The sequence below is a fragment of the uncultured Parasphingorhabdus sp. genome (assembly GCF_963677535.2).
Classification (GTDB): domain Bacteria; phylum Pseudomonadota; class Alphaproteobacteria; order Sphingomonadales; family Sphingomonadaceae; genus Parasphingorhabdus.
The window spans coordinates 1,680,717-1,703,992 of record NZ_CAXXUT010000003.1 but is presented as its reverse complement, the minus strand read 5'-3'; the positions used below and the strand labels follow the sequence as shown (position 1 = coordinate 1,703,992).

The following is a 23,276-nucleotide window of genomic DNA, read 5'->3' as shown; positions in this document are numbered from 1 at the left end:
GGAAGACGCTTGCGACGGCCATATCAGCAAAAGGCGCATCGCACCGGACAAGCGCCACAGCCGAAGCGAACAGTTCATGAGCATGGTTGATAAAAAAGTTGAATCCGCACGCGGCATCGAAGCTGTGCTGCTCACCAACCGTGAAAAGCTGATCCGCTTTCTGCTGGCTCGCGGCGCCGGCGACAGTGCTGAAGATCTATTCCAGGAATTGTGGGTACAGATTGCAAGGTCACGCCCCGGACCCGTGGCAAACCCGCTTTCCTATCTTTACCGCGCCGCCAACAATCTGATGCTGGACCGCTACCGCTCCGCGCGTGCGACTGAAATGCGCGAGAAGGCCTGGGGTGAGCAAGAAAGCGGACGTGGGCATCCATCGGTCGAACAATCGCTTATCTCGCGGGAGGAACTGGCCCGCGTCGAAGCTACGATCAACGAGCTCGGCGAACGCCCAGCCGCCGCCTTCCGCTATTTTCGCATCGAGGGTATAAGCCAGCGCGCCATCGCGGCCCGGCTGGGTGTCAGTCTGAGCACGGTGGAGGCGGATTTACGCAAAGTCTACAAAGTGCTTGCCACAATGAAAGGGCAAATCGATGAGCGATGAAACACCCTTTGCGGTCGAAGCCCAGGCACTGGACTGGATAATCCGCCAACGCGATCCTGCTTTCGACGATTGGGAGAACTTCACCGAATGGCTGGAACAGGCCCCAAATCATGCCGCCATCTACGACCGGCTGGCGGCCCGCGACGCGGAACTTGATGAATATCCTGAACCGGCCGACGACATTGTAGCCACCAAGCAGCCGGTCTTTGCCAATCGCCGGACATGGCTGAGTGGAGCTCTGGCTGCTGCGCTGCTTGGAATTATCGGCACCAGCATGTTCAACAATAATGTCACCCGTATTGAAACCGTCGCCGGAGAGCATCGGACGGTCGCGTTGGCAGACGGCTCCCGGATCGAGATCAATGGCGGAACAATCATCGCACTGGACGAAGACCGGCCCCGCTTCGCCCGGCTCGAAAGTGGCGAGGCAATGTTCCACGTCGTTCACCGCGAAGACCACCCGTTCCTGGTCGAGGCCGGCAAAGCGAAGCTTGTCGACATGGGGACCGCCTTCAACGTCATTCGCCGGTCTGATACGCTGACCGTAGCCGTGTCGGAGGGCCTGGTGCTGTACAATCCGGAACGCGAGAATATCTCGCTGGATGCTGGATTCGGAATTGAGGCTTCGGATGCGTTGGGACCGCCCCGGGTGCAGGCCATTGACCCCCTCAGCGTCGGTAGCTGGCGGAAGGGCCAGCTTGTCTATAATGGGACGTCCATTGCGCAGGTCGCCGAAGATCTTGGCAGAACGGCCGGTCTGAAGATCAGTGTCTCGCCCGACGTTGCATCGCTGCCGTTTCGCGGCGCCCTTTTGATCAGCGATGACCAACAGCGAGTGATCGATGACCTGACGGCACTGGCAGGCATTAGAGGAGAAAAACAGAATGAAGGATGGTTGCTGACCCGCTGAAATGAACACCCGCCTGTTCTCCGCCCTGTTGTTGCTTTTGTGCGCGACCCCCGTCGCGGCACGTGATGAATCGCGCTTGATCGAATTGCCAAGCGGAACATTGTTGCAAAGCCTCCCGCTACTCGGGCGACAGGCGGGCATCAGCATCAGCGTGGCCGATGCAAAACTCTGGCGAAGGATGGTAAAACCGGTTCGCGGTCGGATGAGCGTGCAAAAGGCCCTTGATCGCATGCTTTCCGGTACTGATGCGCATGCGGTGAAGGTCGGTGCGACCAGCTGGCGCATTGAACGGCGGGCGTCCCGCTCTCAACACGCCACTCGTCAGGCCGGATCAACCCGCAAATCACGCCAGGTCAGCGTGCAAGCGACGCCATCAGCGGAGGAGCAACGTCCGGTTGAAGAAATTGTCGTCAACGCCAGCAAGATCGACATGCCTTATGTCAACTATGCCGGCGCCGTCACCATATTGGATGGTGCCGATCTGCAGTTTGGCGGAGAGCGGGGCATGGATTCGATATTGTCGCGCATGGCGACCATATCCTCCACTCATCTTGGCAGCGGCCGAAACAAGCTGTTCATAAGAGGCATCGCCGATTCAAGCTTTACTGGACCGACGCAGGCGACGGTCGGGCAATATCTCGGCGATATCCGTCTCAGCTATAACGCGCCCGATCCCGACTTGCGACTTTACGATATCGACCGGGTGGAAATTCTCGAAGGACCGCAAGGCACATTATATGGCGCGGGATCGCTGGGGGGCATTATCCGGATGATCCCCAAGGCACCCGACCCGGACGAGACGACTCTGGTCGCCTCAGCGGGCGTTTCTCTGGTGCAGCATGGCGCGCCGGGTGGCGATGTTTCAGCCACAGCGAATATCCCTGTCGGTGCCAGGGGGCATGCGCTGCGGCTGGTCGGCTATTCCATCAGCGACGGTGGCTATATCGACAATCCGCTGCTCGGACTGAATGACGTAAACCGTACCGATATCCGTGGTGGACGCGGCACGCTGCACCTCGACCTTGGTGACAATTGGGCAATAGATTTCGGCGGCATCTACCAGACCATAAAGGCCGATGACGCCCAATATGCTGACAAAAATGCCCCACCCTTAACCCGCAGCAGTCTTGTCGAGCAGGGTGCAAAGGCGCGCTACGGTTCCACGATGGTGGTGATCATGAAGGACTGGGACAATCTCCATTTCCAGTCCTCCAATGCCTACGTCGACCACAATCTCTACGAACGGTTCGACGCCAGTCTGGTCGGAGACACGCCCCGTATTTTCGAACAGCGGAATGCGACCCGGATGCTGACCAGCGAGACGCGCCTGTCCCGCCCCTATAGCGACGGGCTGGGCTGGGTGATCGGCGCCAGCTTCCTTGACAATCGGACACGCCAAACAAGGGACTTTGGCGGAGAAAACATGCGTGCGGCGATTGTCGGCGTCACCAACCGGATCACCGAATATACGGCCTATGGCGAAATGTCGCTTGAACTGCTGCCCGATATCGTCGCTACCGGCGGCCTGCGCTATACCCATGCCCGTCTCGGCGGTAATGGCGAGGATATCGATGCCCTCGTCGCGCTGACGCAAATCGGCCGTGCCATAACCGCAAAGCGCAATGAACAGGACCTGCTGCCATCAGCATCGCTGCTCGCGAATCTGGGGAAAAATGTAACATTTTACGCCCGCTATCAGGAAGGATTTCGCCCCGGCGGGCTGTCGATAGACGGCAGCTTCGTCCAGCGCTTTCGCAATGACCATGTGTCCACCTATGACGCGGGTATGCGCTTTGGTCGCAAGGGCGTGACTCCCTTCGACGCCACGATTTCCATCTCGCACAGCCGCTGGCGGGATATTCAGGCGGATTATATCGACACCAATGGCTTCCCGACCACCGCCAATATCGGCGATGGAAAAATCACCAGCATATCGGGTTCAATTGCCGTCAGACCTGTCACCGGACTGTCGCTGGAAATGGGAGCAGTTTATAACAAGAGTCGCGTGATCCAGTTGTCGACCGGGCTGCAACTGGCCGGGGCGACCTTAGCCGGTCCCCCCACCGATTTCCTCTCGTCGGTCCCGGTGTCCGCTACCGGGCGGCTTGGCCGCATACCCAATGTCGCCAGCCACGCCGTGCGCGGCTCGGCCAATTTTGAAACGGCCATCGGTGACGAGGATTTCCACCTGCAGGGATGGGCCAGCTATATCGGTCCTTCCCGTGTCGGTATCGGCCCGCTTCTGGGCGAAGGGCAAGGAGACTATCTGGACAGCGGCCTGGCCGCGCGGATCGGCGATGATTCACGAGGGATCACTCTTTCCATAACCAATCTTCTGGATTCGCGTGGCAATCGCTTTGCTCTGGGAACGCCGTTCGTTCCAGGCAGCGAGGGCTATCTGACCCCGCTTCGTCCACGAACGCTCCGGATCGCCGTCGACGTCGCCTATTAAGATTGCGGGAGGCCCTATACACTAGCCAGAGGGGCGCACGGCTGCACAAACAGGCAAAGCTGCTGCAAATAACAAGTCCGGCGACAACAAAGAGTGAGGCAAATTGCTGACAGCATCCAGCGGTTCGGCTTTCCCAATCCGGTGTTGGTATCGGATGATGGCGAAATCAACGCCGGGCACGGGCGAGTAGAGGCAGCAAAGCTGATAGCTATGAAGGCCGGAGCTACTGGAAAACTACTTCCCGCCAGGCGATCTGGAAACACAGTTCGAGACGTTCGTCGAACATTAGCGCAGGCGACGGCAGTGCCGGGAGCGCTGCCTGATGCCGAGCCACCAGCGCTATCACGCAAACCCGAACAATGTAACGCCTGCCGATGCCTACTTCAGCTGAGCATCCGCGATCACAAGGCAGCGAGAAAGAACCAAAAAACACGACATCGAACATCCGTGCTTGCAACACTGCAAGCCTGCCGCTTAATATCAACCAACCAGATCGAGCCAATGCCCCGTTATATTACGAAGCCTTCAGTGCAAAATGTTCTGACGACGGACAGTCTTGATAGCGCCTAATTCACGCGGTTTCCGCAAGGAACACAGGACCATAAAAGCCATGCAAGTCCACTCAGCAGTCGGTCTTTACGTGCAAACCCCTTGGCTGAAACACCGGACAGCTGTCGCCCCCCTTGGTCGGTCCTGGTATCGTTGCCACCCGCAGCCGTATGACAAGCTACCGTTGCGCCAAGGCTTTCAATTCCACCCTCGGGATCGTGCCAAGATTTACACGGTATCGGCCCGAATGCTATCTGCCGGCACCGGCTGCGATGCGGTTCGCGGGGCTTCTGCGCATGGCTTACGCGCTACGTCTCGGCTTGGCGTCGTCTAAAAGCAGAGAGGCGATCGACATGATTGGCGCGCATATTTGGATCGTATCCGGCCACGGGAATTTGCCAGGCAAGGATAACTGGTTCCCCGATAATGCAGGCTTCAGTGACGGGACAAACTTCGCCTTTACCGGCGCAGAAAAACAAGCATGACGGCAATTGAAGATCGCATTTTAATTAAAACCATAGGGCGTGAGCAAAACCGCATCGCATTCGTACGCGACGTGTTTGAAGAGCCTGAGAGGGTGATTGCTCTGGCCTCTGCGGCAAAATATGCGGCGGCGAGCAAAGCCTATCCCGGCGTTCGCGCTCCGGTGGATAAGGACGTCGCCATGTTGGTCAAATCAGCGATTTTGGCGGCGGTACGGGCATTGTTGGCGGCCGAGATTTCGGAGCTGGCCGGCGGTCTACATTATTCGATAGTGACCCAACCCCCGTTCGACAGACGGGGTATAGCGCGGATGCCGCATACCGATGGCTCGACAGGAGCCCTTATGGCTGCAGTGCTATATCTCAATCGTGGCCCGCATGGCGGCACCGGCTTTTTTCGTCATCGGGGCACCGGCTTTGAACGGATCACTGATGACCGCAAACCATTCTATGATACGGTTGTGAAGTTAGAACAGGCTCAGCTCGTTCGTTCAACGTCTATTGCGCCGGATTTGCATCACCCCTGTTATACCAGGATCGCCACTGCGAAGCCTGTCTTCAACAGCATGGTCGTCTATCCCGGAGCGATCCTGCATAGCGGTGATATCGACAGGACTGCCCCAATTCCGCTTGATGCCCGAAACGGCCGCCTTACCATAAACGCTTTTCTTACGCCCGCTTTATAAAGTGATGGCCTGCCGGTGAATAGTGCTTGACGATTGGGTAGTCATAGGGTTGGAGGATGAGCCTAAGCACCGTGAAATTGGGGTCTGAAGCATGCAATCAAAGGATGGCCGGGTAGATTCTGTATTGGTGGTTGGAGCGGGTACTGCCGGTCTGGTTTCGGCACTGATGATCCGTCAGATGAATCCTGACCTGCCGATTACTGTCCTCTATTCCGCTCGCATTGGGCATATCATGATCGGCGAAGGAACTTTTGCCACTACCCCGGCCCTGCTTCATGACAGCATGGGGTTAGATCGGCGTGCATTTTACGCCGCAGTAAAACCTACCCCTAAGTTCGGAGCGCGATTTCTTTGGGGAAAAAATGGCAATTTTGATTACACGTTTGAAGCACCGCTAAGCACAGGCGGCAATGAATTTCACAAGTTGCCGCTTGGCTATAGCTTCCCTCCTGATAGCCCGTTTACCGGATATTGCATAAGTTCTGCGTTCATGGAGGCCGGAAAGATTCCGGATGCGGCGCTGCAGTCAATGGCTTCGGTTGGTCGGCCACCGGCTGCCTATCATATGGAAAATCAGCTGTTCGTCGATTTCCTCTCGGAAACATGCTCCCAGCGCAATATTTCGCTTGTAGACGCAGAAGTCTCCAACATCGAAACGGACGAATCGGGCGTAAAACACGTCCTGACCAAAGATGGGCGCGCGTTTGCCGCTGATCTGTTCGTTGATTGTTCCGGCTTCTCCGGCGCGCTCATTCATGGTGCCTTGGGCGAACCCTATCTCAGCATGAGAGATTCCCTTTTTTGCGACAAGGCTGTCGTCGGCGGATGGACGCGCACGGACGAACCGTTGCGCCCCTATACAACTGCAGAAACGATGAACGCCGGCTGGTGCTGGCAGATCGAGCACCGCGATATCGTAAATCGCGGATATGTCTACTGCAGCGCCTTCATAGATGACGAGACCGCCGAGGCCGAATTCAGAAGCAAGAACCCGAAGGTCGTCGAAACCCGAACGGTCCCTTTTGAAACGCGCAGAATCCGTCGCTCGTGGGTTGGCAACACTGTCGCTATCGGCAATGCCAACGGTTTTGTCGAGCCGTTGGAAGCCACGAATATCCAGCTTATATGCAACTATGCACTGCGATTGGCGATCGCTCTGAGCGTCAGCCGGAGAATAGTGCCCTCACAGGTTGAGGCGTTTAATATCTATACTGAAAGAAGCTGGCATTCGGTGCGCGATTTTCTCGCTGGCCATTACAAGTTTAACACGTTGCTGGACACGCCTTTCTGGCAGCACGCGCGCGACGCAACCCCCTTGCACACGGCGGAGGCGGCCGTTGATTATTACCGCGAGGCCGGCCCCGACCCAACCGGAATGCGGATGATGTTAGCCGAACATTGCTTGTTCGGTGTGGATGGCTGGCTCGCCATCCTGCTTGGCTGCGGAGTGCCCTATGCCCGGAATCGGGCTCTGCCAGCCGAGGAAGCCGCAAGAATGGCTTTTGTGCGAAAAGTTAACGCCAATCTGGCAGAACGCGGGAGCGACCCCGCTGTGACACAGATCGAAGCCTGGGCACCGCAGGCTAGACAGCCGCAGAACGCGGCAATCAATTCTGGCATGGCAAGCTCGTGATGAAAGCCCCCTCCACCAGCCCGGTAACACGGCTCATACTTGAACGGTCCGATCCGGGCACGCTTGGCGTGTTGCCGCGGGTGACGAAACCGGAGATGGTTCGGCATCTTGCGCCGGTCGATATTAATTTGCTGCAGGCCAAGGTAAGCCGCCTGTCGGAGATGGCTTGGGCCAAAGAGGATGAAGGAAAGCCCAACAGGTTTCCCTGTTTCCATCACACCCAGCATATCCTGTTTCGATTCATCCCGGACAACCGGAATGCAGCAAATTTCGTTTCCTATCCCAGCTGGCCGCTTTGGGCGCCCCTGCTGCTTCCTGTGATGCAGTCGGCAATTGTTCCGTATAATTTTACCCGGCCGGTTTTTCCAAAGGTCATGCTGGCCCGGCTACTTGCCAAGCGGCATATTGATCTGCACCGGGACGGCGCGGGGGCCAATCTTCATACCCATAAAATCCACGTGCCACTACAGACAAACGACGCCGTTCGATTCCAGTTCGCCAATGCGCAATTCCAGCTTCATGTCGGCGAAGCTTATGAAGTCAATAATATAACCCGGCACGGCGGATACAATGACGGGGACGAGCACCGCGTCCATCTGATTTTCGAAGTCTTCGATGCCGCTGCAGCCACAAAGATGAATTCCTGAAGTGCCCCTCTATTATCGCGCTTATGGACTGATTTTCGCGTCGGAAATTGCCTTGCCGTTCGAGCCGGTTGACGAGGCAGCAGTGGATGTGACTGTCGTGCGTGGCGAAATACCGCAGGATCTGGGCGAAGGCACACGTGGTCGCGGGCTGTGGTGGGCAAAGCCGGGTTGCTTCCTGATCCACCATGGTGACGGCAGCGGCGTGTTGGTTCGGGATGGACGGGAAATGATTGTCGGCGGCACCGAACCCGATATGGTCAGATTGCTGCTGACCGGATCTGCCTTGACCGCCCTCTTGCAACAACGCAATATTGTCCCACTTCACGCCAGTGCCGTGTTGATTGACGGCAATGCAGTAGGTTTTTTTGGTAATTCCGGTGCCGGTAAGTCGACAACCGCTGCTGTGCTGGCCGAACGCGGTTTTCCCTTGGTTGCCGATGATGTTCTGGGATTGCAAATCGAGCAGGGCGACACCGTGTTGGCGGTGCCCGCGTTCCCCAAGATCGGGCTATGGCGCAGCGCAACCACTGCCCTGGACCTGACGGTAACCCCTGACGACCAGCGGATGAACGGCGTTGAAAAATATCTAGTTACGCCAAAGCAATTTCACTCCTCACCCGTGCAATTGTCGCATCTTTTCAAGATAGAGCCGCACATCGAAGGCGATTTCGAGCTGACGGCGCTTGACCTGTCAGAGCTTCATCAACTGCTGAATGCGAACATTCATCGCAAGCGGGCTGCTTTGGCGCAAGGCGCACTGCCCGGATTTTTTCTGTCCCTGGCCGCAACCGCCCGGCAAGTGCAGTCCTATCGCCTGATCCGTCCTCGCGAAGGCGCGCGCTTTACGGAACTGGCAGACGCTATCGTCAACCGGGTTCGGTCGGATCTCGCGAATATGCAATCGTGACCAATCGGTTGGTCTGGCTGGCCTCCTATCCCAAGTCAGGCAATACCTGGGTGCGTGCGATCCTGTCCGCGTTGTCCGTCGATTCGGCAGATATGTTCGATATCAACGCAATGGTGGGCCGAGGCGGTCCGGTCAGTCCGAATGAGTTTGAAGATATCATGGGCGTGTGCTGGAGCGAGCTAAGCATTCGCGAACGGCAGGATCTTTTGCCCGAGTTTACGGCCGAACTGGCACGCGGCGTTCGAGGGATAGAGTATCACAAGACCCATATGGAGTTTAAGTGGAGTCCTTCGGGGAGACCTGTGTTTGATGGTCGGGAGGGGGCGGTCGCGGTCTATATTGCCCGCGATCCGCGGCAGGTCGTCATTTCCCACGCACATTTCTTTGGAACGGGTATCGCAGAATCCGCGGAGATCATGAACGATCCAAACAGGCGGACCTCTCTAGGCGACCCAGAAATACATGAAAGTGTAGGCCGCTGGACCGACCATGTGACCGGCTGGATAGGCCAAAACCATATTCCGGTCCTTGTGGTGCAATATGAAGCGCTCAAGGCCGATCCATACCGTGCGGTCAGGAAAATTCTGGATTTTGTCGGTGTTGATTTTTGTGCCGACACCATCGAAAGCGCCATTGCGGCCACGCGATTTGACCGATTGCAGAATCTGGAACGCGAGGAAGGGTTCAACCAGCGTTCCACCGCGACAGATCGATTTTTCCGAAACGGGACAAGCGATGAATGGCGGGAGGTGCTAACCACCGAACAACAGCGTCAGATCGAGCGCGATCAGGAGGCAGGAATGCGCCTGCTGGGCTACTTGACGGACGATCCACTGCCAATTAGGAAACTTCAAAAATGACTTTGATCGAGAGTAGCGTTATGGACCCCGCAACCACCATTTGCCGGAACCCTGAAATAATGTTCACCGAACTGGGTGACAAGACAATGACAATGAACATTGAAACCGGGAATTATCACGAACTCAATTCTATCGGTTCAGCGATATGGCGTGAAATTGAACAGCCGGTTCAGATCGACTTGCTTCGGGACAGGCTTTGTAACCGCTACGATGTATCACCCGAGCAATGTCTGAGCGAGATGTCGGATTTTCTGACGGAACTGTCTGCGTTGCAGATGGTCGTGGTCGGAAAAGAACAGACTGGAAATTAATCCGTGATCATGCGTAAATCTGTTGATTCAAACGAGAAACTTCTGCATGAAAAACGAAATGCTGCTCGCGTGATCATGGATTACGGTAATTTGAGGAATCGATAATGGCTGAAAAAGTGGTAAAAGAAACTGGGTCCGAGCAAGATTCTTGTGAACGTCTGGCTTGGGATCGGCCGACCGTCCTTACGTTCGATGTGATACGGGCAACAGAAGGCGGCGCTTGGAGTACAAGGAGTTCAGGCGATGACGCCTGGTATGCCAGTTGAATCTGTTTTCCATATTCTGACTGGTTCTGCCGTCCATAGGCTGATTATTCGTGCCGACTAATGTTTCATTTTTGACCCATATTGTAGGTAAAAACTAGAACAGCCCGCGCCAAGCATAACCCAGCGCCTCGATCTCGTCAGAAAAATCAGCAAATCCGGCACGCAGGTCGTCGATTGCATGGGGTTGCAATCTTGAAAAAGCGTCACCATTCATATTCCGCGCTGTTTCGAAATAGCGATTTTTTACCGGAATCGGTTGATCCAGTGCATAATCGTCGATCATTGGCATGAATTGCCGAATGCGAGCCGCCGTGCCGACGGGATCATCGGTCATGCTTTCATATGTCAGCCAAATAGAGTTTACTTGGCGATTAGCCCTGTTCCGCAACTGCCAGCGGAAGCAGTGACCGATATGTCTGGCGACCAATTGATATTTGTTGTCGCCCACTGCCAGCCGCTGTTCAATCGGCCTGCGCAATATACCTTCGGCAACCGCATAAGGATCTCGCGTCAAAAGGATGAACCGAGCATCGTCGAACTGCTGGTCCAGAACATCCATATTAAGCAGAAAAGGCGGTGACGAGGTAACGAATACAGAGGCGTCGACCCCATATGATCGAGCCAGAAAATACCATGCCTTCCTCGTCCGCTGCCAGTCATAGACAGACGGATCACAATAGCGTGCACGACTGTCAGCAGAGGCGTTCCAGGTCAAGGAATCGTGGGAATCACGCGTGAATGGCCCGACATAGCCTGGGACATGTTGACCCTCGCGCGGCAGCCACCAGACTTTGTCACTGAATTCGAACGAGCGTCGCAGAAAGGTTGATCCGGAATTGTTCGGGCTGATGACGAACAAATGTGTCCGGATCGTTTGCGCCGGATCATGCTGTGCACCGAATTTGAGCAAGCTTGCCATGCGCGCGCTTTGCATGATAACGCCGCCGGAATAAAGCGTTGATATCATATGCACATACGGCACGCCGACAATGCACGCCGCTGCCTGATCTTGGGAATGGACCGACATGTCTCTGTTTTGTGGCAGGATCAAACTTACTGCCACCCCTCTCTCGGAATCAGAAATGATATCCGATATGGCACATTCCTTGACGGAGAAAGGCGTGGGCCCGATCACGACTTTCGCCGCAAGGGGCTTTCAAGCAGCTGCCAAGCGGCTGACCGCCGATAGCCCGGTGGATGTCTCGACCTATTCTCTGATCGACCAGCCGGGAGGCATCAGTTGCGCGGGATCCGTGAGAATCGACAATCGCCGCGAACTCTCCGAAATACTGGGAATGTCGGGTAGTGACGTCACCCGCGAACAGGATCTGGCGCTTGTTATAGCGGCCTATCGGCGCTGGGGTGCTGACTGTATTGCGCGTCTGTACGGCGACTTTGCCTTTGCCCTGTGGGATGCCAACCGGCACCGCGCACTGTGCGCACGGGACCATGTCGGCATTGTGCCATTTTATTTTGCACGGGCCGGCGACATATTGGTATTTGGCAACGACCTTGCCGCGGTCGCAGGGGCGCCGGACATATCCGGGGAAATCGATAGCAGACTGGTTGCAGATTTTCTGGATACGGAACTGCTGTTCCCGCCGGGCCGGACAATGCTCAAGTCAGTATCACGATTGCGTCCGGGACACCGGCTCGAATTTTCGGAAAGCGGATTGAAGGAAGAGCGCTGGTGGAGGTTCGAACGGATTCCCAAGGTTCGTTTTGATTCTGACGGGGATTATGTCGAAGCGCTCGATTCCATTCTTGCTCGCGCGGTGAAGAACCGGTTGCCAGCCCAAGGCTCGGTAGCCACGCATGTTACCGGCGGCCTTGATTCGTCAGCCGTGACCGCGATTCTGACCGAGCAATGCAGGGCTGCCGACGCAGCGCCACCCATGGCAATTACCTGGAATCCGGAGCCCACAACGAAGGCGGATCGTAGCCATCCCGAAGCGGCGATACTTGCGACATTCTGTGGTGCACTCGATCTGTCGATACATCGCCATCCGCCCGATGTTGAGGGCGTCCTCGAATTTTTCGCGCGTGATCCGGTGCTGCATCCGACCTCAAGCATGCTGATCATGGAAATTCCCGTTCAGAAAGTCGCTCATCGCGCGGGCTGCTCCACGATTTTTTCCGGTCATGGCGGTGACCAGGGCATCTCTTATCGCGGTAGCGGTTATATGCCGTCGTTGCTGTTGTCGGGAGACTGGCAGCGCCTGGCGGAAATCGGGCGCAGTTCGGGGAGCGGGCCAATACGCGCGTTTGCTCGCGCCTTGCGCGGGCTGGTCCGCCTCGTGAAACAAGACCTGAAAAATCAGATACCCTTTGCTCTCGGCAGGTCGTCAGGAAGCTTCAAGCGTCCGAGCTTCTGTCGCTTCAATCCGCGAAACAGGTTCGTCCGCAGACTGGCTGCATCGCCGGAAGGAGCGCGGCGCAATATGCTGCTCGACGGTTATCTGGATATGCGTATTGAAGCCTGGGCGGAACATGGCTCTCGTCGTGGCTTAAGATATGTGTACCCACTTCTGGACAGATATTTGCTTGAATTCGCGCTCGGCCTCCCGCCGGAGATGTTCGATCGGGGAACCCAGAGCCGTTGGCTGATGCGGCAGATGCTGCGCCGCCACGCACCCGAACCAGTCGCCGAAAACCGCAACAAAACCGAACCTACACGGTCGCTCGCCATGGTGGATGCGCTCGAGGAAGCCCGGCCGTTGCTGGTCAAAGCCCTACATGGCGAGTTGGAACGCAGCGACATGATTGACGTTGCCAGCCTTCGAAAGGATCTCTCCGAACTTCCGATCAGGCCACGGGGGAATCGCAGCCCGCGATTTGGCCGCCGGCGGGCCGCGCTCGAAATGCTCGATATCGATCCGCGCGTATGAGCATGGACGCATCGCAGACCACGCAGCTGGTGACGGTGGCAACCGAAAGCTTTGTTCCCGGGGCCTGTGTCATGTTTGCTTCGTTTCTGCGTTTCCATCCCGATTTTCAGGGCCAACTGATAACCATCACCGACGGTCTGAGTAATACGTCAGAGGCCGCACTGCGCAGGGTTTCTCCGCGGATCAGAATCGTGCCTGCCGGGCAGGACCTGATTGAGCGGATTGCCCGACTGGCTGACGCCATCCCCGGCCTGTCCGAGACCAGCGGACGATTCCTGTCCCTCGAAGTGCTTCGACCTTCTGGAGCGGAACGGGTGCTGTTTTGCGACAGCGACACGCTCTTCCTCGGTCCGATCCACTCGATGTTCGACAGCAAAAGCGATGTTATTGCAACCGGGGATGGTTGTTTCTTGCGAGGACAGGCGAGAGACGCGGTTACACTGGCCGAGGTGGAGCGCGGCCCCGGACGGCTCAATCATACGTTTAATGCCGGTGTCATGCTGTTCGGCCAGCCTTCTTTGACCGGAGATGATTTCAGTCGCGCCCTGACCGAACTTTCGGAGTTGCGGTTCAACAAGCTGGAATGTGGTCTGCATGATCAGGCGATCTATAATCTGGTCTTTGCCGATCGCGTCAGGCACGTGGATTGGAGCCACAACTATCTCTTGAAACATCGGATGTTGATCGAGAGGCGGGAACCGGTCGTGCCGCGAGATATCCGCGTGCTGCATTTCAACCAGCGGACCAAACCCTGGAACCTTTCTGCGGAGCAAATTGCACTGTTCCGTGACCCCTTTTTCAGATGGGCAACGATGCAATGGCGATCTGCTGCTGAAAGGGTTGGCACAGACGCCGTCAGAACGGGCGTGCCTGATCCAAGTTAAGGCGGGCTGGCGAGCGAAGACACCTGACGGCATCGTCACCGGCAAACTGCGGTCATAGCGTGCCGCTTTCAGAGAAATAGGATTGGTCGCCAAGCATCTAGACAGCAAGTGTGCAACCGGCCGAACTGAAAAGTTCCACCAGCCATAGCGAAGACGGGAGCCGAAATTGAAACGCTTGGCAACATGTTAGTCAATATGGATGCTGGCGCCATCGTTTTCGTCTGCATGGACTGGCGGCACATGGGCGAACTTTTAACCATAGGTACCACCGCGTTTGCCGAACACAAAATCTGGTCGTATGGACCAAGACCAATGGCGGCATGGGTACTTTTTACCGGTCGAAGCATAAGCTCATCTTCGTAGTCAAGCACGGAACCGGGGAGCATATTGACAGTTTTGGGCTGGGCGATACGGGACGTTACCGGACCAATGTATGGGACTATACGGGTAGAAGCAGCATCAGCGCAGATCGAGGCGATGAACTTGCCATGCACCCGACGGTCAGACCGGTCACTCTGGTATCCGATATTATACATGGCTGTTCAAAGCCCGGGCACATCATATTGGATTGTTTTGGTGGCTCTGGAAGCACCCAGCTTGTTGATCTGGCTTTTTTGTTCGCGGCTGGGGCGAGAGGAAGGTCCTGAAACGCGCACGACAAGGTCTGCTTTGTCACAATCTTGCAGATTATTGTGGGCATTCTCCTATCGGCCCAATTACCGCCGGTCTGAAATGCACCCGATTTCATATATCCCAGTGATTTTGCCCAGTCCCGAAAGCGGAAGCCAGATGTTTTCGCTCCGGACCGTCATCGCCGGGTATAATAATCTCCTTGGTTGTGCATTATTGGCATTTGTGCCAAATTGTCGCTACTTGGAAATCAATCATGGTTTCGCCCATTTGGGGAAATGCGGTTTCCCAGAGAAAGAGGGTGTTCCATATGGCTGACGATGAACGTGATATGACGCCAGCGGAGCGCCGTCGGGAGCGGCAGCGTCGCCGGATTATCGAAGCCGCGACCGAGTTGTTCGAACAGAATGGCGGTGAGGACGGCGGCGGCTATTCATCTACAACGGTTGAGCAAATCGCGGATAGGTCCGACATTTCCGTCCGGACCTTTTTCCGGTATTTCGAGACCAAGGATGACGTGATTTACCTGGATGTCCGCCGCGCCGTGGAAGACCAGCGCCGCTTCATCGAGCAAAGGCTCGAAGAGGGCCTGCCGCCAGAAACGGCTGCCCTGGTTGGTACGATCCAGCAGGTGCTGGCTTTTTCTGGCGACACACTCAATCGGAAACGGCTCAAACGGGGACTGACATCCCCAAATTTTGCCGATCGCTCTGCATCCTGGCGATCGATGCAGCGCGAGATGCTGGAGGAATTACTCGCCCCACACATCTCCGCAGAACCCGGTCCCGGCCGGAGAGCGAAAGCCATCGCCTGGCTGACGTCCGCGATTTTCGATTGCGCAGTCGAACAATGGCGGGCCGATCCGCGGTCGGATCTGCGTGACCGTGTCAGGAACGCCGCCGATGATCTTGCGCAAGCGCTGGGCGTGATAAACGGATCCGGTCAGTCAGGACTGACTGCGCTGTTAAAGCATATCTAGAATCTGTTTCAGTTATGCTGACACATCCCGCACCAGCCCATACCCGCTCCCGATCTGCCAAAGGGCACAATCTGTGGAGACTGGTAGGGGGTGTGTCCTAACACCGTGATTCTAAGTCAGTCGAAAGACTTCAGGCGCAGGTCCAGGCCCCTCAACGTACCCAATGGAAACTAGACCAGTCGACAGCAGCCCCAAATTATCGGCAGCATCAATGCTAATTTGACATTAGTGTCATTTAGACATACCTGTCCATCTAGTTTGCCCCTGGGCACCGATTCGAAAGGGATGGCGAGGATGAAAAACTCTTGGATTCAGAAAAGCAGCGGTGTGCACGTGCCTCAGGCACGCGTGGGTGTGCGGGAGATGAGCGAGGAGCATATAAGCCGGGAAGCTTTTTTTGGCCCTGCGTCCATGATTTACCATGGCAAGCCAGCACGCGCGCCAAAGCGTGTTGAAGGTTCGCTCAATCTGCGCATGGCGAAGATCGCAGACTTCAAGGTCAGTGATGAGGACAGTGAGACTGGCCTGCCAACACTGATGTTGCACAACGACGAGGTGAGAATTTCGCTCAGCCGCCGTGCGGCGGATATGCCTTTTCTGATCCGCAACGTAGACGCCGATACGCTGATTTATGTTCAGCAAGGCAGCGGTACTTTCGCGACTGAATTTGGCCCGCTGTCCTATTCGGACGGAGATTATATCTACATCCCGAAAGGCGTGAGTTACCGCCAGATGCCCGCAACCCAAACAGTCGCCTTGGTTGTTGAGTCCATCGCGCCCATCAATATCGCAGAGCATGCGATGCTCGGGCGGCATACGCCATTTGACACCGGCGTTTTGGGTGTACCCGAAGTGGAATCCTATGATTGGCCGGAACAGGATGAATGGGAGCTAAAGCTGAAACAGGGGGATGAATTGACCTCCTGGTTTTACGAGGAGCTGCCTTTTGATCTGATCGGCTGGAAAGGAGACCTGTTTCCCTTCCGCCTCAGTGAGAAAGACATTCGGCATGTAACGTCGGAGCGAATGCACATAGCCCCTTCATCCTGGTGCATCTTTGAATCTTCGAGCTTCCTGTGTGTAGCCTTCCGGCCGATGTCCGGCGTCAGTGATCCAGAGGCGGAAGAGCTGCCTAGCCGGCATCGGAATCTGGACACCGAAGAAGTTCTGTTCATTCGCTCGCTGTTCGCAGGAGTCGTGGCGCCCGAGCTCTGGCATATGCCCCAGGCCGTGACGCACGGCCCGTTGGACGAACATCGCAAGATGTTCGAGATGCATCGCAAGCAGATCGAAGCCGAGGGCGGCAAGTTGCAGCGCACCTTTGATGCGGTCAGCATCGATCCATTCCGGCGTGTCATCCCAACGCCCGCCTATGAAGCAATGGTCGCCGCCAACGGATGATGCAGGGGGACGACAATGCCCAACCGAAAGCAATTGCACATGTTCAATGAAGTGAGAAAAACAGTGATAAGTCCATCTGCGGGAATTGGGCAGTGAACCCGGTGAAAGCGCTTCCCATGCATTCTTTTCTGCTCAGCGCTGAAAAGGGGCTACCATTCGAGCTATATCCGCCTGCGGTGAACAGCAATCCTTCCGTCAGGGTCGATTTATATGAACCTGACAGCGGCATACCGGATCATAAAACCGTGGCTATCTTCTCCCATCCGACTGTGCCCGTAGCCGGATTTTACATGTTCGAACCGCTCAAGATGATGGGATTGCCCTGTGCGGCGATTGCCACGCGCTTTGCGGGCAATGATGCGACGCTAAACATGGAGCGTTGCGCTCAAGATGTCGGCACAGCCGTGCGTTTTTTGAAGGAGCGTGGCTATGAAAAGATCATCTTGCTGGGTTTTTCTGGCGGCGCCTCGCTGCTCTGTTTTTATCAGGCACAGGCAGAGAATCTGACCGCGACGCAACTGCCCGACGGGCGGCCCAGCGGCCTGTTGCCGGAACATCTGCCACCCGCCGACAAGCTCGTTCTGTTCGGCCACCATCTGGGGCGCTCACAGACATTGCGCAACGTGCTCGATGCGTCGGTGCTCGACGAGAATGATCTCAGCAAAACCGATCCGGCTCTTGATGTATTCAATCCGGATAACGGACCGCCTTTTTCCGATGACTTCATTGCCCAAATTAGAGCCGGTCAAGCTGCACGGATGCTGCGTATTACCGATTGGGTAAAGGCGCGTCTTGCGCAGCTGGAACAAGAATATGGTCCGGGAGCCGATGAAGCGTTCGTGGTGCATCGAACCAACGCCGACCCGTTCATGTTCGCCGAGACCTCTGATTTCAAAGGCGATAAAAACGCGATCCAGGAAATGAATTTGGCAGGCAATGGCCTGGGCCGCTTTACCAGCCTGCGTTCATGGCTCAGCCAATGGGCAACCGATATAAGTCACGCCGACGGCCCATCGGACATGCGGAAAACGACCGTCCCGGTTCTGAGCATCGTTCAGAAAGGTGATCACCGCGCTCACCCCGATTATTTGCGCCAATGGGAAGATGCCATGGGCGACCGGTTCACCGGGCATCATTATTTTGATGCAACCCACTACATGGACCCCAAGAAACAACGCGAAATGGTTGTCGATGCAGCAAAGTTGATCGCTGGTTTCGCGCTGGAATAGTGACCATGACCATCGAATGCTAATCCCAATCCAAATTTACATATGAAGGAATTAACCATGAAGAGACTGAGCGGAAAAACACTGGTTATGACGGGCGGCGGCGGCTCCATCGGATCCGCAGCGGCATTGCGCTGTGCGCAGGAGGGGGCAAATCTGGTTCTCTCTGACATTCGCGAAGAAGAACTAAATGCCGCCGCTGAAGCAGCTCGCAAAGCAGGTGCTGAGGTTCTGGCTCTGGTTTCCGACACACGCAACGAAGATGATTGCGCCGAGCTGGCCGCCAAGACGGTGGAAAAATTCGGGCGTATCGATATGATGTTTTCCAATGCCGGGGAAGTATGGGTCAAAGAAGCTTTGCAACAGGACAAAGCCTTCTGGACCGACTGCCTCGAGCTGGAACTTACCGGTCAATGGCTTCCCATTCGTGCAGCTTTGCCGACCATGATCGAGCAACAATCGGGCAGCGTTCTGGTTAGCTCTTCCATGACGGCAAATGTCGGCATCAAGCATATTGCCGCCTATAGCGCCGCAAAAGGCGCGCTCCAGGCGCTGATGAAGACTCTGGCGGTTGAGCATGGACGCGATAACATTCGGTTCAACAGTCTCGCCATCGGTTCGGTCGAAGGCCGTCATATTATCGCCTCCAATGCCATGCGGGCGGGCATTTCCTACGAACAGGCCGAAGCCGTAGTTGGAGCAACCAAGAAAATTCGTGATGAGATTTTCCCGCTTGGCCGGATGGGCAACCCTGAAGACATCGCGCCGGTCGTTGCGTTTTTTGCTTCGGACGATTCATCGTGGGTCACAGGGACCAATTTCTATCCCGATGGCGGCCTCACGCATGATGGCACAGCCGGGATCAGCGGCTTCAATCAAGAGCAGCTGAAGAAATATGCCGCGATCGTAAGCTAGGCCCCGGAATGAAAGGCTCGGTCTTTTTCCTCTTGGGCGGCGCAGCTGGCATTGGCGAGCAGGTCGCTCGGCAAGCCGCTGTTGCTGGCGCGAAACTGGCGATTTGCGATATCAAGGAAGAAGCAGGCACCGCTCTCGCACATGAGGTTGGTGGCAGCTTCTTTTATTGCAATGCCGCCAATGCCGAAGGCGTGAAAGATGCAGTATCCAGATGCGCAACAGAATTGGGAACACCAACCTACGCGCACCTCAACTCGGGTGTCATGACCGTCCCATCCGATGCACCTTTTACGCCATTCGAGGAAGCACCTGTTGATGCCTATCGGCGGGTTATGTCGGTCAATGTCGATGGCGTCTTTCACGGCCTGCGGTATCTAATACCGTTGATGCGCGAGGATGGCGGAGCCATTACTGTCACCGCCTCTCGCGCCGGCATGGTCCCCACCCCGTTTGATCCCATCTATGCGGCCAGCAAGGCAGCGGTTCTGCAAATGGTACGCAGCGTTGCCACCGCCAATGCGAGCACGCCCCTGCGGATTAACGCGATCTGCCCTGGCACGGTAGAGACAGCAATGCTTTCCGACCTGGTACGAAAGGCGGGAGTGCCGCTGATGCCGCCATCTGCAATCGCGGAAGAGGTGATTGAGCTGCTCAAAAACGGTGCAAATGGCGAGGTAAGAGCCAAGATCGAGGGACGGGATGCCTTTGCCATTGGAACGTTCAACAACGACATGGAATATGTGGCTCCGAGGGAAATATGAATGCATTATCCAGCCAACCGCAGGCAGACCTGCCATGAATGAGTTTGCCATGGGCTGGAAGATTGTGCTCACCGCTATGCTGGGCATCGCGTTCAGCGCATCAAATATATTGCTCTATACAATTGGAGCCATCGCGCCGGAGCTCTCCCAGGAATTTGGCTGGTCGCATGGGGCAATACAGCTGTCCTCCCTGTTTTCCATCGGTACGATTGTGATCAGCCTGCCGATTGTGGGATACCTGTCCGACAAATTTGGCGTCCGGCTCATCACGATTGTTGCGATTATAACATCATCAGCCTGCATCATGCTGCACGCTTTCCTTCCGGACAATATCATTATCTTCTACATGCTGGCGTGTCTCACCGCCCTTTCCTTTGTCGGTGTTTTGCCGCTAACATGGACAAAGATGGTGACATCGTGGTTTGACAAGCACCTCGGCCTTGCCTTGGGTTTGACCCTGCTGGGCACTGGTTTGGGCGGAGCCCTTTTAAAGCCATCTGTTGCGGGCCTAATTTCTGAGTTTGGCTGGCGCGGTGCCTATGTGGGGCTTGCCGCTATTCCACTTGTCCTTGTGCTCCCGTTGGTACTGATGTGGTTCAAGGAACCAGAGAAAATCAGCAGGACGTCCAACACCCAAGTCGAAGGCAAAGCCTCGACCGCAACCAGCATCCCCTTTGTCACAGCGCTGAAAGACTGGCGCTTCTGGGCAATTGCTGTCGCCTATATGCCCATCGGTTTTGCTGTTGCGGGCCTTATCACCAATATGGAAGTGATATTGGCAAGCGGCGGTGCAACGCCGAGCGATATTGTAACTGTCGGGGCGACCTTTGGCCTGTCCGTGATCGTTGGCCGTATCATCGGCGGGTATCTGCTGGACAAGTTCAATCCGGGGATCGTGGGGTTCGTGCTGATAATGTCATTGTCCCTTGGACTTTTGATATTGTCGGGTGAGAATTTGAGCATGCCGATGGTTTTACTGGCTATCGCGCTTGCCGGTTTTGGCACCGGCGTCGAGTTTGATGTTCTTTCCTATGTCATAAACCGGATTTTCGGCTGGGAACATTATGCCAAAATATTCGGTGCCATCATGGTTATACTTTACATCGGTTCTGCATTCGGACCGATGTTGTTCGGGTCTTCCTACGATAAATATGGAAATTTTGACCCGGTTCTCGTGCCTGCGGCAATCGGAATTTTTGTGTCCTCAATATTGATAGGTTCGCTGTCGGGCAGCCTCAAAAAACAGCCGGAGCCAATGGTCAAATGAAGAATGATGATACCAAAAATTTGCTTTCATCGGACTTGCAAGTCGATGTTGCCGTCATCGGTTCCGGAGCCGCCGGATTTTCTGCCGCATTGACCGCCGCCCAAGAGGGGCTGGACGTCGTCATTATCGAGAAGACCGATGTCTTTGGCGGCACGACCGCTATTTCAGGCGGTGCGATCTGGATTCCGGGGAGTAGCCATGCCAAGCGGATGGGGGCTGATGACAGTCGTGAGAAAGTGACAACCTATCTCAAGAACCTGTTGGGCAATCATTATTCGGGCAATCTGATAGAGGCCTATCTTGATGCCGCACCCGAAGCAATTGACTATCTGGAAGCCCATACTCACCTGCGCTTTATCCCGCGCAAATATTCCCCCGACTATCACTCCGATCTGGAAGGTTCGGTCTTGGGCGGGCGCACGATGGATAGCGGACATTATAATGGCCGAAGGCTAGGCAAGCGTTTCGCCGACATCCGTTCGCCGTTGCCGCAAATGATGGCCTTTGGCGGTTTGATGGTCACGATGGACGACGTGGCCAATCTGAAGAAGATCAAAACATCATTGAAAGCCTTTTTCAAGCTTGCGGCGCTCGGCGCACGGTTTGCGTTTGACAAGCTGAGCTATCCTCGCGGGACCCGACTGGTATATGGAAATGCGATGATCGCAGCCATGTACCGGTCCGCACTGGATGCTGACATCGCAATGTTTCGCGGCGCAGAGGCCAAAGGGCTGATCAGGGACGGTGATAGAATAACCGGTGTGCATGTCGCATCCGCTGCCGGGGAATATCAGATCTTGGCTAAACGCGGCGTTGTGCTGGCGACTGGCGGCGCTTCACATAACGAGCAATGGCGACGCGAGAATCTTCCAACGCCCGATGCCCATTTCAGCATGGCTCCGCGAACCAACACCGGTGACGGCTTGCAAATGGGCAAAGAGGCCTTGGGCAAAGTAGCCAATGGCAACGCGAAAAACGCCTTTTTCGCCCCGGTTTCGAAATTACCATTGGGCAAAGGCCGGGTCCTGCAATTCCCGCATCTTTTGGGGGACCGGCTAATGCCTGGCTCCATTGCCGTAGGCAGCGATGGCCGGAGGTTCGTCAATGAAGCTGAATCCTATCATCAATTTGCCTCCGCGATGGTCGAGGCCAATAAAGAAGGTTCGCACGTGCCTGTTCACCTCATCTGTGACAGCGTCTTCCTACGCAAATATGGGCTGGGAATGGCTCGCGTGGACACAAAGGCATATGATAAATTGATACAGGCTGGTTATTTGATTCAGGCTGAGAGCATTGATGATCTGGCAATGAAAATCGGTGTTCCGCAGGAAAATCTTGCCGAAACGGTTTCCGCAGTTAACGCATTTGCAGCGAGCGGCGTCGATACGGAATTCGGAAAAGGCAGCACGGCCTATAACCGGTATATGGGCGACGCATCGCAATCTCCCAACCCGTGTCTAGGGCCGATTGAAGAAGCCCCGTTTTTTGCCATCAAGTTGTGGCCCGGCGATATCGGGTCAGCCGCCGGTTTGGTCTGTGATGGCAACGCGCGGGTATTGGATTCGGAGAGTCAGCCGATTGAAGGCCTGTATGCCTGCGGCAACGATATGAATTCGATCTGGTCGGGCTTCTATCCCGGCGGAGGAATTACCATCGGTCCGGGCCTGACCTTTGGGTATCTGGCGGCAAAACATATGTCAGCCACGATGCCCTGAGCAACGAAGCTTCACGGCGTTCCAACCGTCATTAGAGCAGCAGCTATATCTTCTCCGCGTGCTGCAATATCCGTAATTTGCGCTGTACTTCGCGTTCGTCTTCCTTGGTCATTTGATCATCTCCTTCCTACGTCAGGAATTTACAGAAGATGTCTCGCGAATATCTACACGCAGAATATAGTTCGCGACATGTCCAACAGCTCGCCCGGCTGAGTTATTTAGCACCTGATATTATCGCCGCGATTATTGATGGCACGCAGCCGGTTGATCTGACTGGCCGCAAGATCCTGCGGATCGGGAATGTTC

The 23,276-nt window shown here is 55.7% G+C and carries 21 protein-coding genes and 2 pseudogenes; 22 read left to right on the top strand and 1 reads right to left on the bottom strand.

Annotation, left to right across the window (positions count from 1 at the left end):
- Window positions 1-76: 76 nt before the first annotated feature.
- The 12 genes and pseudogenes from ACHZCJ_RS15310 to ACHZCJ_RS15255 all read left to right on the top strand — a co-directional run bounded on the left by ACHZCJ_RS15310 (window position 77) and on the right by ACHZCJ_RS15255 (window position 10,038).
- Window positions 77-601 (top strand): RNA polymerase sigma factor, encoded by a 525-nt coding sequence (locus ACHZCJ_RS15310; RefSeq protein ID WP_159647990.1) that lies wholly within the window; start codon window positions 77-79, stop codon window positions 599-601.
- Window positions 591-1,511: a FecR domain-containing protein gene (locus tag ACHZCJ_RS15305; RefSeq protein ID WP_159645301.1), complete on the top strand. Its 921-nt coding sequence runs from the start codon at window positions 591-593 to the stop codon at window positions 1,509-1,511. Before ACHZCJ_RS15310 ends, ACHZCJ_RS15305 begins: the two co-directional genes overlap by 11 nt.
- Before the next feature lies 1 nt (window position 1,512).
- Complete coding sequence (locus tag ACHZCJ_RS15300) at window positions 1,513-3,963, top strand: TonB-dependent receptor (RefSeq protein WP_321327387.1); 2,451 nt, start codon at window positions 1,513-1,515, stop codon at window positions 3,961-3,963.
- A gap of 90 nt (window positions 3,964-4,053) precedes the next feature.
- Window positions 4,054-4,167, top strand: a pseudogene (locus ACHZCJ_RS15295) (ParB N-terminal domain-containing protein); the annotation flags it as partial.
- Window positions 4,168-4,186: 19 nt separating this feature from the next.
- A pseudogene (locus tag ACHZCJ_RS15290) lies at window positions 4,187-4,441 on the top strand (hypothetical protein); the annotation flags it as partial.
- Between the two features lie 367 nt (window positions 4,442-4,808).
- A complete protein-coding gene (locus tag ACHZCJ_RS15285; protein WP_321327386.1) occupies window positions 4,809-4,997 on the top strand; it encodes a hypothetical protein in 189 nt (62 codons plus the stop codon).
- Window positions 4,994-5,680 (top strand): DUF6445 family protein, encoded by a 687-nt coding sequence (locus ACHZCJ_RS15280; protein ID WP_321327385.1) that lies wholly within the window; start codon window positions 4,994-4,996, stop codon window positions 5,678-5,680. Before ACHZCJ_RS15285 ends, ACHZCJ_RS15280 begins: the two co-directional genes overlap by 4 nt.
- Window positions 5,681-5,771: 91 nt before the next feature.
- Window positions 5,772-7,313, top strand: coding sequence for a tryptophan 7-halogenase (locus ACHZCJ_RS15275; RefSeq protein WP_321327384.1), 1,542 nt, complete (start codon window positions 5,772-5,774; stop codon window positions 7,311-7,313).
- Window positions 7,313-7,960, top strand: coding sequence for an aspartyl/asparaginyl beta-hydroxylase domain-containing protein (locus ACHZCJ_RS15270; protein ID WP_321327383.1), 648 nt, complete (start codon window positions 7,313-7,315; stop codon window positions 7,958-7,960). Before ACHZCJ_RS15275 ends, ACHZCJ_RS15270 begins: the two co-directional genes overlap by 1 nt.
- A gap of 1 nt (window position 7,961) precedes the next feature.
- Window positions 7,962-8,867, top strand: coding sequence for a hypothetical protein (locus ACHZCJ_RS15265; protein ID WP_159645318.1), 906 nt, complete (start codon window positions 7,962-7,964; stop codon window positions 8,865-8,867).
- Window positions 8,864-9,727: a sulfotransferase domain-containing protein gene (locus ACHZCJ_RS15260; protein WP_321327382.1), complete on the top strand. Its 864-nt coding sequence runs from the start codon at window positions 8,864-8,866 to the stop codon at window positions 9,725-9,727. The genes ACHZCJ_RS15265 and ACHZCJ_RS15260 overlap by 4 nt, the downstream gene beginning before the upstream one ends.
- Window positions 9,724-10,038 (top strand): PqqD family protein, encoded by a 315-nt coding sequence (locus tag ACHZCJ_RS15255; RefSeq protein WP_394700143.1) that lies wholly within the window; start codon window positions 9,724-9,726, stop codon window positions 10,036-10,038. The genes ACHZCJ_RS15260 and ACHZCJ_RS15255 overlap by 4 nt, the downstream gene beginning before the upstream one ends.
- A 360-nt stretch (window positions 10,039-10,398) precedes the next feature.
- On the opposite strand, the gene ACHZCJ_RS15250 is transcribed toward ACHZCJ_RS15255, so the two are convergent.
- Entirely contained in the window at window positions 10,399-11,439 is a 1,041-nt protein-coding gene (locus ACHZCJ_RS15250; protein ID WP_394700142.1) for a sulfotransferase, read from the bottom strand.
- Here ACHZCJ_RS15250 and ACHZCJ_RS15245 point away from each other — a divergent pair.
- The 10 genes from ACHZCJ_RS15245 (at window position 11,399) to ACHZCJ_RS15200 (ending at window position 22,970) form a co-directional block, all read left to right on the top strand.
- Window positions 11,399-13,192, top strand: coding sequence for an asparagine synthase-related protein (locus tag ACHZCJ_RS15245; protein ID WP_321327378.1), 1,794 nt, complete (start codon window positions 11,399-11,401; stop codon window positions 13,190-13,192). The genes ACHZCJ_RS15250 and ACHZCJ_RS15245 overlap by 41 nt on opposite strands.
- Window positions 13,189-14,076 (top strand): glycosyltransferase, encoded by an 888-nt coding sequence (locus tag ACHZCJ_RS15240; protein ID WP_321327377.1) that lies wholly within the window; start codon window positions 13,189-13,191, stop codon window positions 14,074-14,076. The genes ACHZCJ_RS15245 and ACHZCJ_RS15240 overlap by 4 nt, the downstream gene beginning before the upstream one ends.
- Before the next feature lie 320 nt (window positions 14,077-14,396).
- Window positions 14,397-14,723 carry a DNA methyltransferase gene (locus tag ACHZCJ_RS15235; RefSeq protein WP_236553959.1) on the top strand — a complete coding sequence of 109 codons (327 nt, stop codon included), beginning with the start codon at window positions 14,397-14,399 and terminating at the stop codon, window positions 14,721-14,723.
- 293 nt (window positions 14,724-15,016) lie between these two features.
- Complete coding sequence (locus ACHZCJ_RS15230) at window positions 15,017-15,685, top strand: TetR family transcriptional regulator (protein WP_321327375.1); 669 nt, start codon at window positions 15,017-15,019, stop codon at window positions 15,683-15,685.
- 294 nt (window positions 15,686-15,979) lie between these two features.
- Window positions 15,980-17,086, top strand: coding sequence for a homogentisate 1,2-dioxygenase (locus ACHZCJ_RS15225; RefSeq protein ID WP_321327374.1), 1,107 nt, complete (start codon window positions 15,980-15,982; stop codon window positions 17,084-17,086).
- Between the two features lie 116 nt (window positions 17,087-17,202).
- Window positions 17,203-18,315, top strand: a complete 1,113-nt coding sequence (locus ACHZCJ_RS15220; protein WP_321327372.1) for a hypothetical protein — start codon at window positions 17,203-17,205, stop codon at window positions 18,313-18,315.
- Between the two features lie 57 nt (window positions 18,316-18,372).
- Window positions 18,373-19,227 carry an SDR family oxidoreductase gene (locus ACHZCJ_RS15215; RefSeq protein ID WP_321327371.1) on the top strand — a complete coding sequence of 285 codons (855 nt, stop codon included), beginning with the start codon at window positions 18,373-18,375 and terminating at the stop codon, window positions 19,225-19,227.
- An 8-nt stretch (window positions 19,228-19,235) separates the two neighbouring features.
- A complete protein-coding gene (locus ACHZCJ_RS15210; protein WP_321327369.1) occupies window positions 19,236-19,988 on the top strand; it encodes an SDR family oxidoreductase in 753 nt (250 codons plus the stop codon).
- A gap of 34 nt (window positions 19,989-20,022) precedes the next feature.
- Window positions 20,023-21,255, top strand: a complete 1,233-nt coding sequence (locus ACHZCJ_RS15205) for an MFS transporter (RefSeq protein WP_321327368.1) — start codon at window positions 20,023-20,025, stop codon at window positions 21,253-21,255.
- Window positions 21,252-22,970: an FAD-dependent oxidoreductase gene (locus ACHZCJ_RS15200; RefSeq protein WP_321327367.1), complete on the top strand. Its 1,719-nt coding sequence runs from the start codon at window positions 21,252-21,254 to the stop codon at window positions 22,968-22,970. The genes ACHZCJ_RS15205 and ACHZCJ_RS15200 overlap by 4 nt, the downstream gene beginning before the upstream one ends.
- Window positions 22,971-23,276: the final 306 nt, after the last annotated feature.

Coding starts and splice junctions, on each gene's coding strand:
- ACHZCJ_RS15310 (WP_159647990.1), top strand. CDS start 77: ATGAGCATGGTTGATAAAAAAGTTGAATCCGCACGCGGCATCGAAGCT.
- ACHZCJ_RS15305 (WP_159645301.1), top strand. CDS start 591: ATGAGCGATGAAACACCCTTTGCGGTCGAAGCCCAGGCACTGGACTGG.
- ACHZCJ_RS15300 (WP_321327387.1), top strand. CDS start 1,513: ATGAACACCCGCCTGTTCTCCGCCCTGTTGTTGCTTTTGTGCGCGACC.
- ACHZCJ_RS15285 (WP_321327386.1), top strand. CDS start 4,809: ATGGCTTACGCGCTACGTCTCGGCTTGGCGTCGTCTAAAAGCAGAGAG.
- ACHZCJ_RS15280 (WP_321327385.1), top strand. CDS start 4,994: ATGACGGCAATTGAAGATCGCATTTTAATTAAAACCATAGGGCGTGAG.
- ACHZCJ_RS15275 (WP_321327384.1), top strand. CDS start 5,772: ATGCAATCAAAGGATGGCCGGGTAGATTCTGTATTGGTGGTTGGAGCG.
- ACHZCJ_RS15270 (WP_321327383.1), top strand. CDS start 7,313: ATGAAAGCCCCCTCCACCAGCCCGGTAACACGGCTCATACTTGAACGG.
- ACHZCJ_RS15255 (WP_394700143.1), top strand. CDS start 9,724: ATGACTTTGATCGAGAGTAGCGTTATGGACCCCGCAACCACCATTTGC.
- ACHZCJ_RS15245 (WP_321327378.1), top strand. CDS start 11,399: ATGGCACATTCCTTGACGGAGAAAGGCGTGGGCCCGATCACGACTTTC.
- ACHZCJ_RS15240 (WP_321327377.1), top strand. CDS start 13,189: ATGAGCATGGACGCATCGCAGACCACGCAGCTGGTGACGGTGGCAACC.
- ACHZCJ_RS15235 (WP_236553959.1), top strand. CDS start 14,397: ATGGGTACTTTTTACCGGTCGAAGCATAAGCTCATCTTCGTAGTCAAG.
- ACHZCJ_RS15230 (WP_321327375.1), top strand. CDS start 15,017: ATGGCTGACGATGAACGTGATATGACGCCAGCGGAGCGCCGTCGGGAG.
- ACHZCJ_RS15225 (WP_321327374.1), top strand. CDS start 15,980: ATGAAAAACTCTTGGATTCAGAAAAGCAGCGGTGTGCACGTGCCTCAG.
- ACHZCJ_RS15220 (WP_321327372.1), top strand. CDS start 17,203: ATGCATTCTTTTCTGCTCAGCGCTGAAAAGGGGCTACCATTCGAGCTA.
- ACHZCJ_RS15215 (WP_321327371.1), top strand. CDS start 18,373: ATGAAGAGACTGAGCGGAAAAACACTGGTTATGACGGGCGGCGGCGGC.
- ACHZCJ_RS15210 (WP_321327369.1), top strand. CDS start 19,236: ATGAAAGGCTCGGTCTTTTTCCTCTTGGGCGGCGCAGCTGGCATTGGC.
- ACHZCJ_RS15205 (WP_321327368.1), top strand. CDS start 20,023: ATGAATGAGTTTGCCATGGGCTGGAAGATTGTGCTCACCGCTATGCTG.
- ACHZCJ_RS15200 (WP_321327367.1), top strand. CDS start 21,252: ATGAAGAATGATGATACCAAAAATTTGCTTTCATCGGACTTGCAAGTC.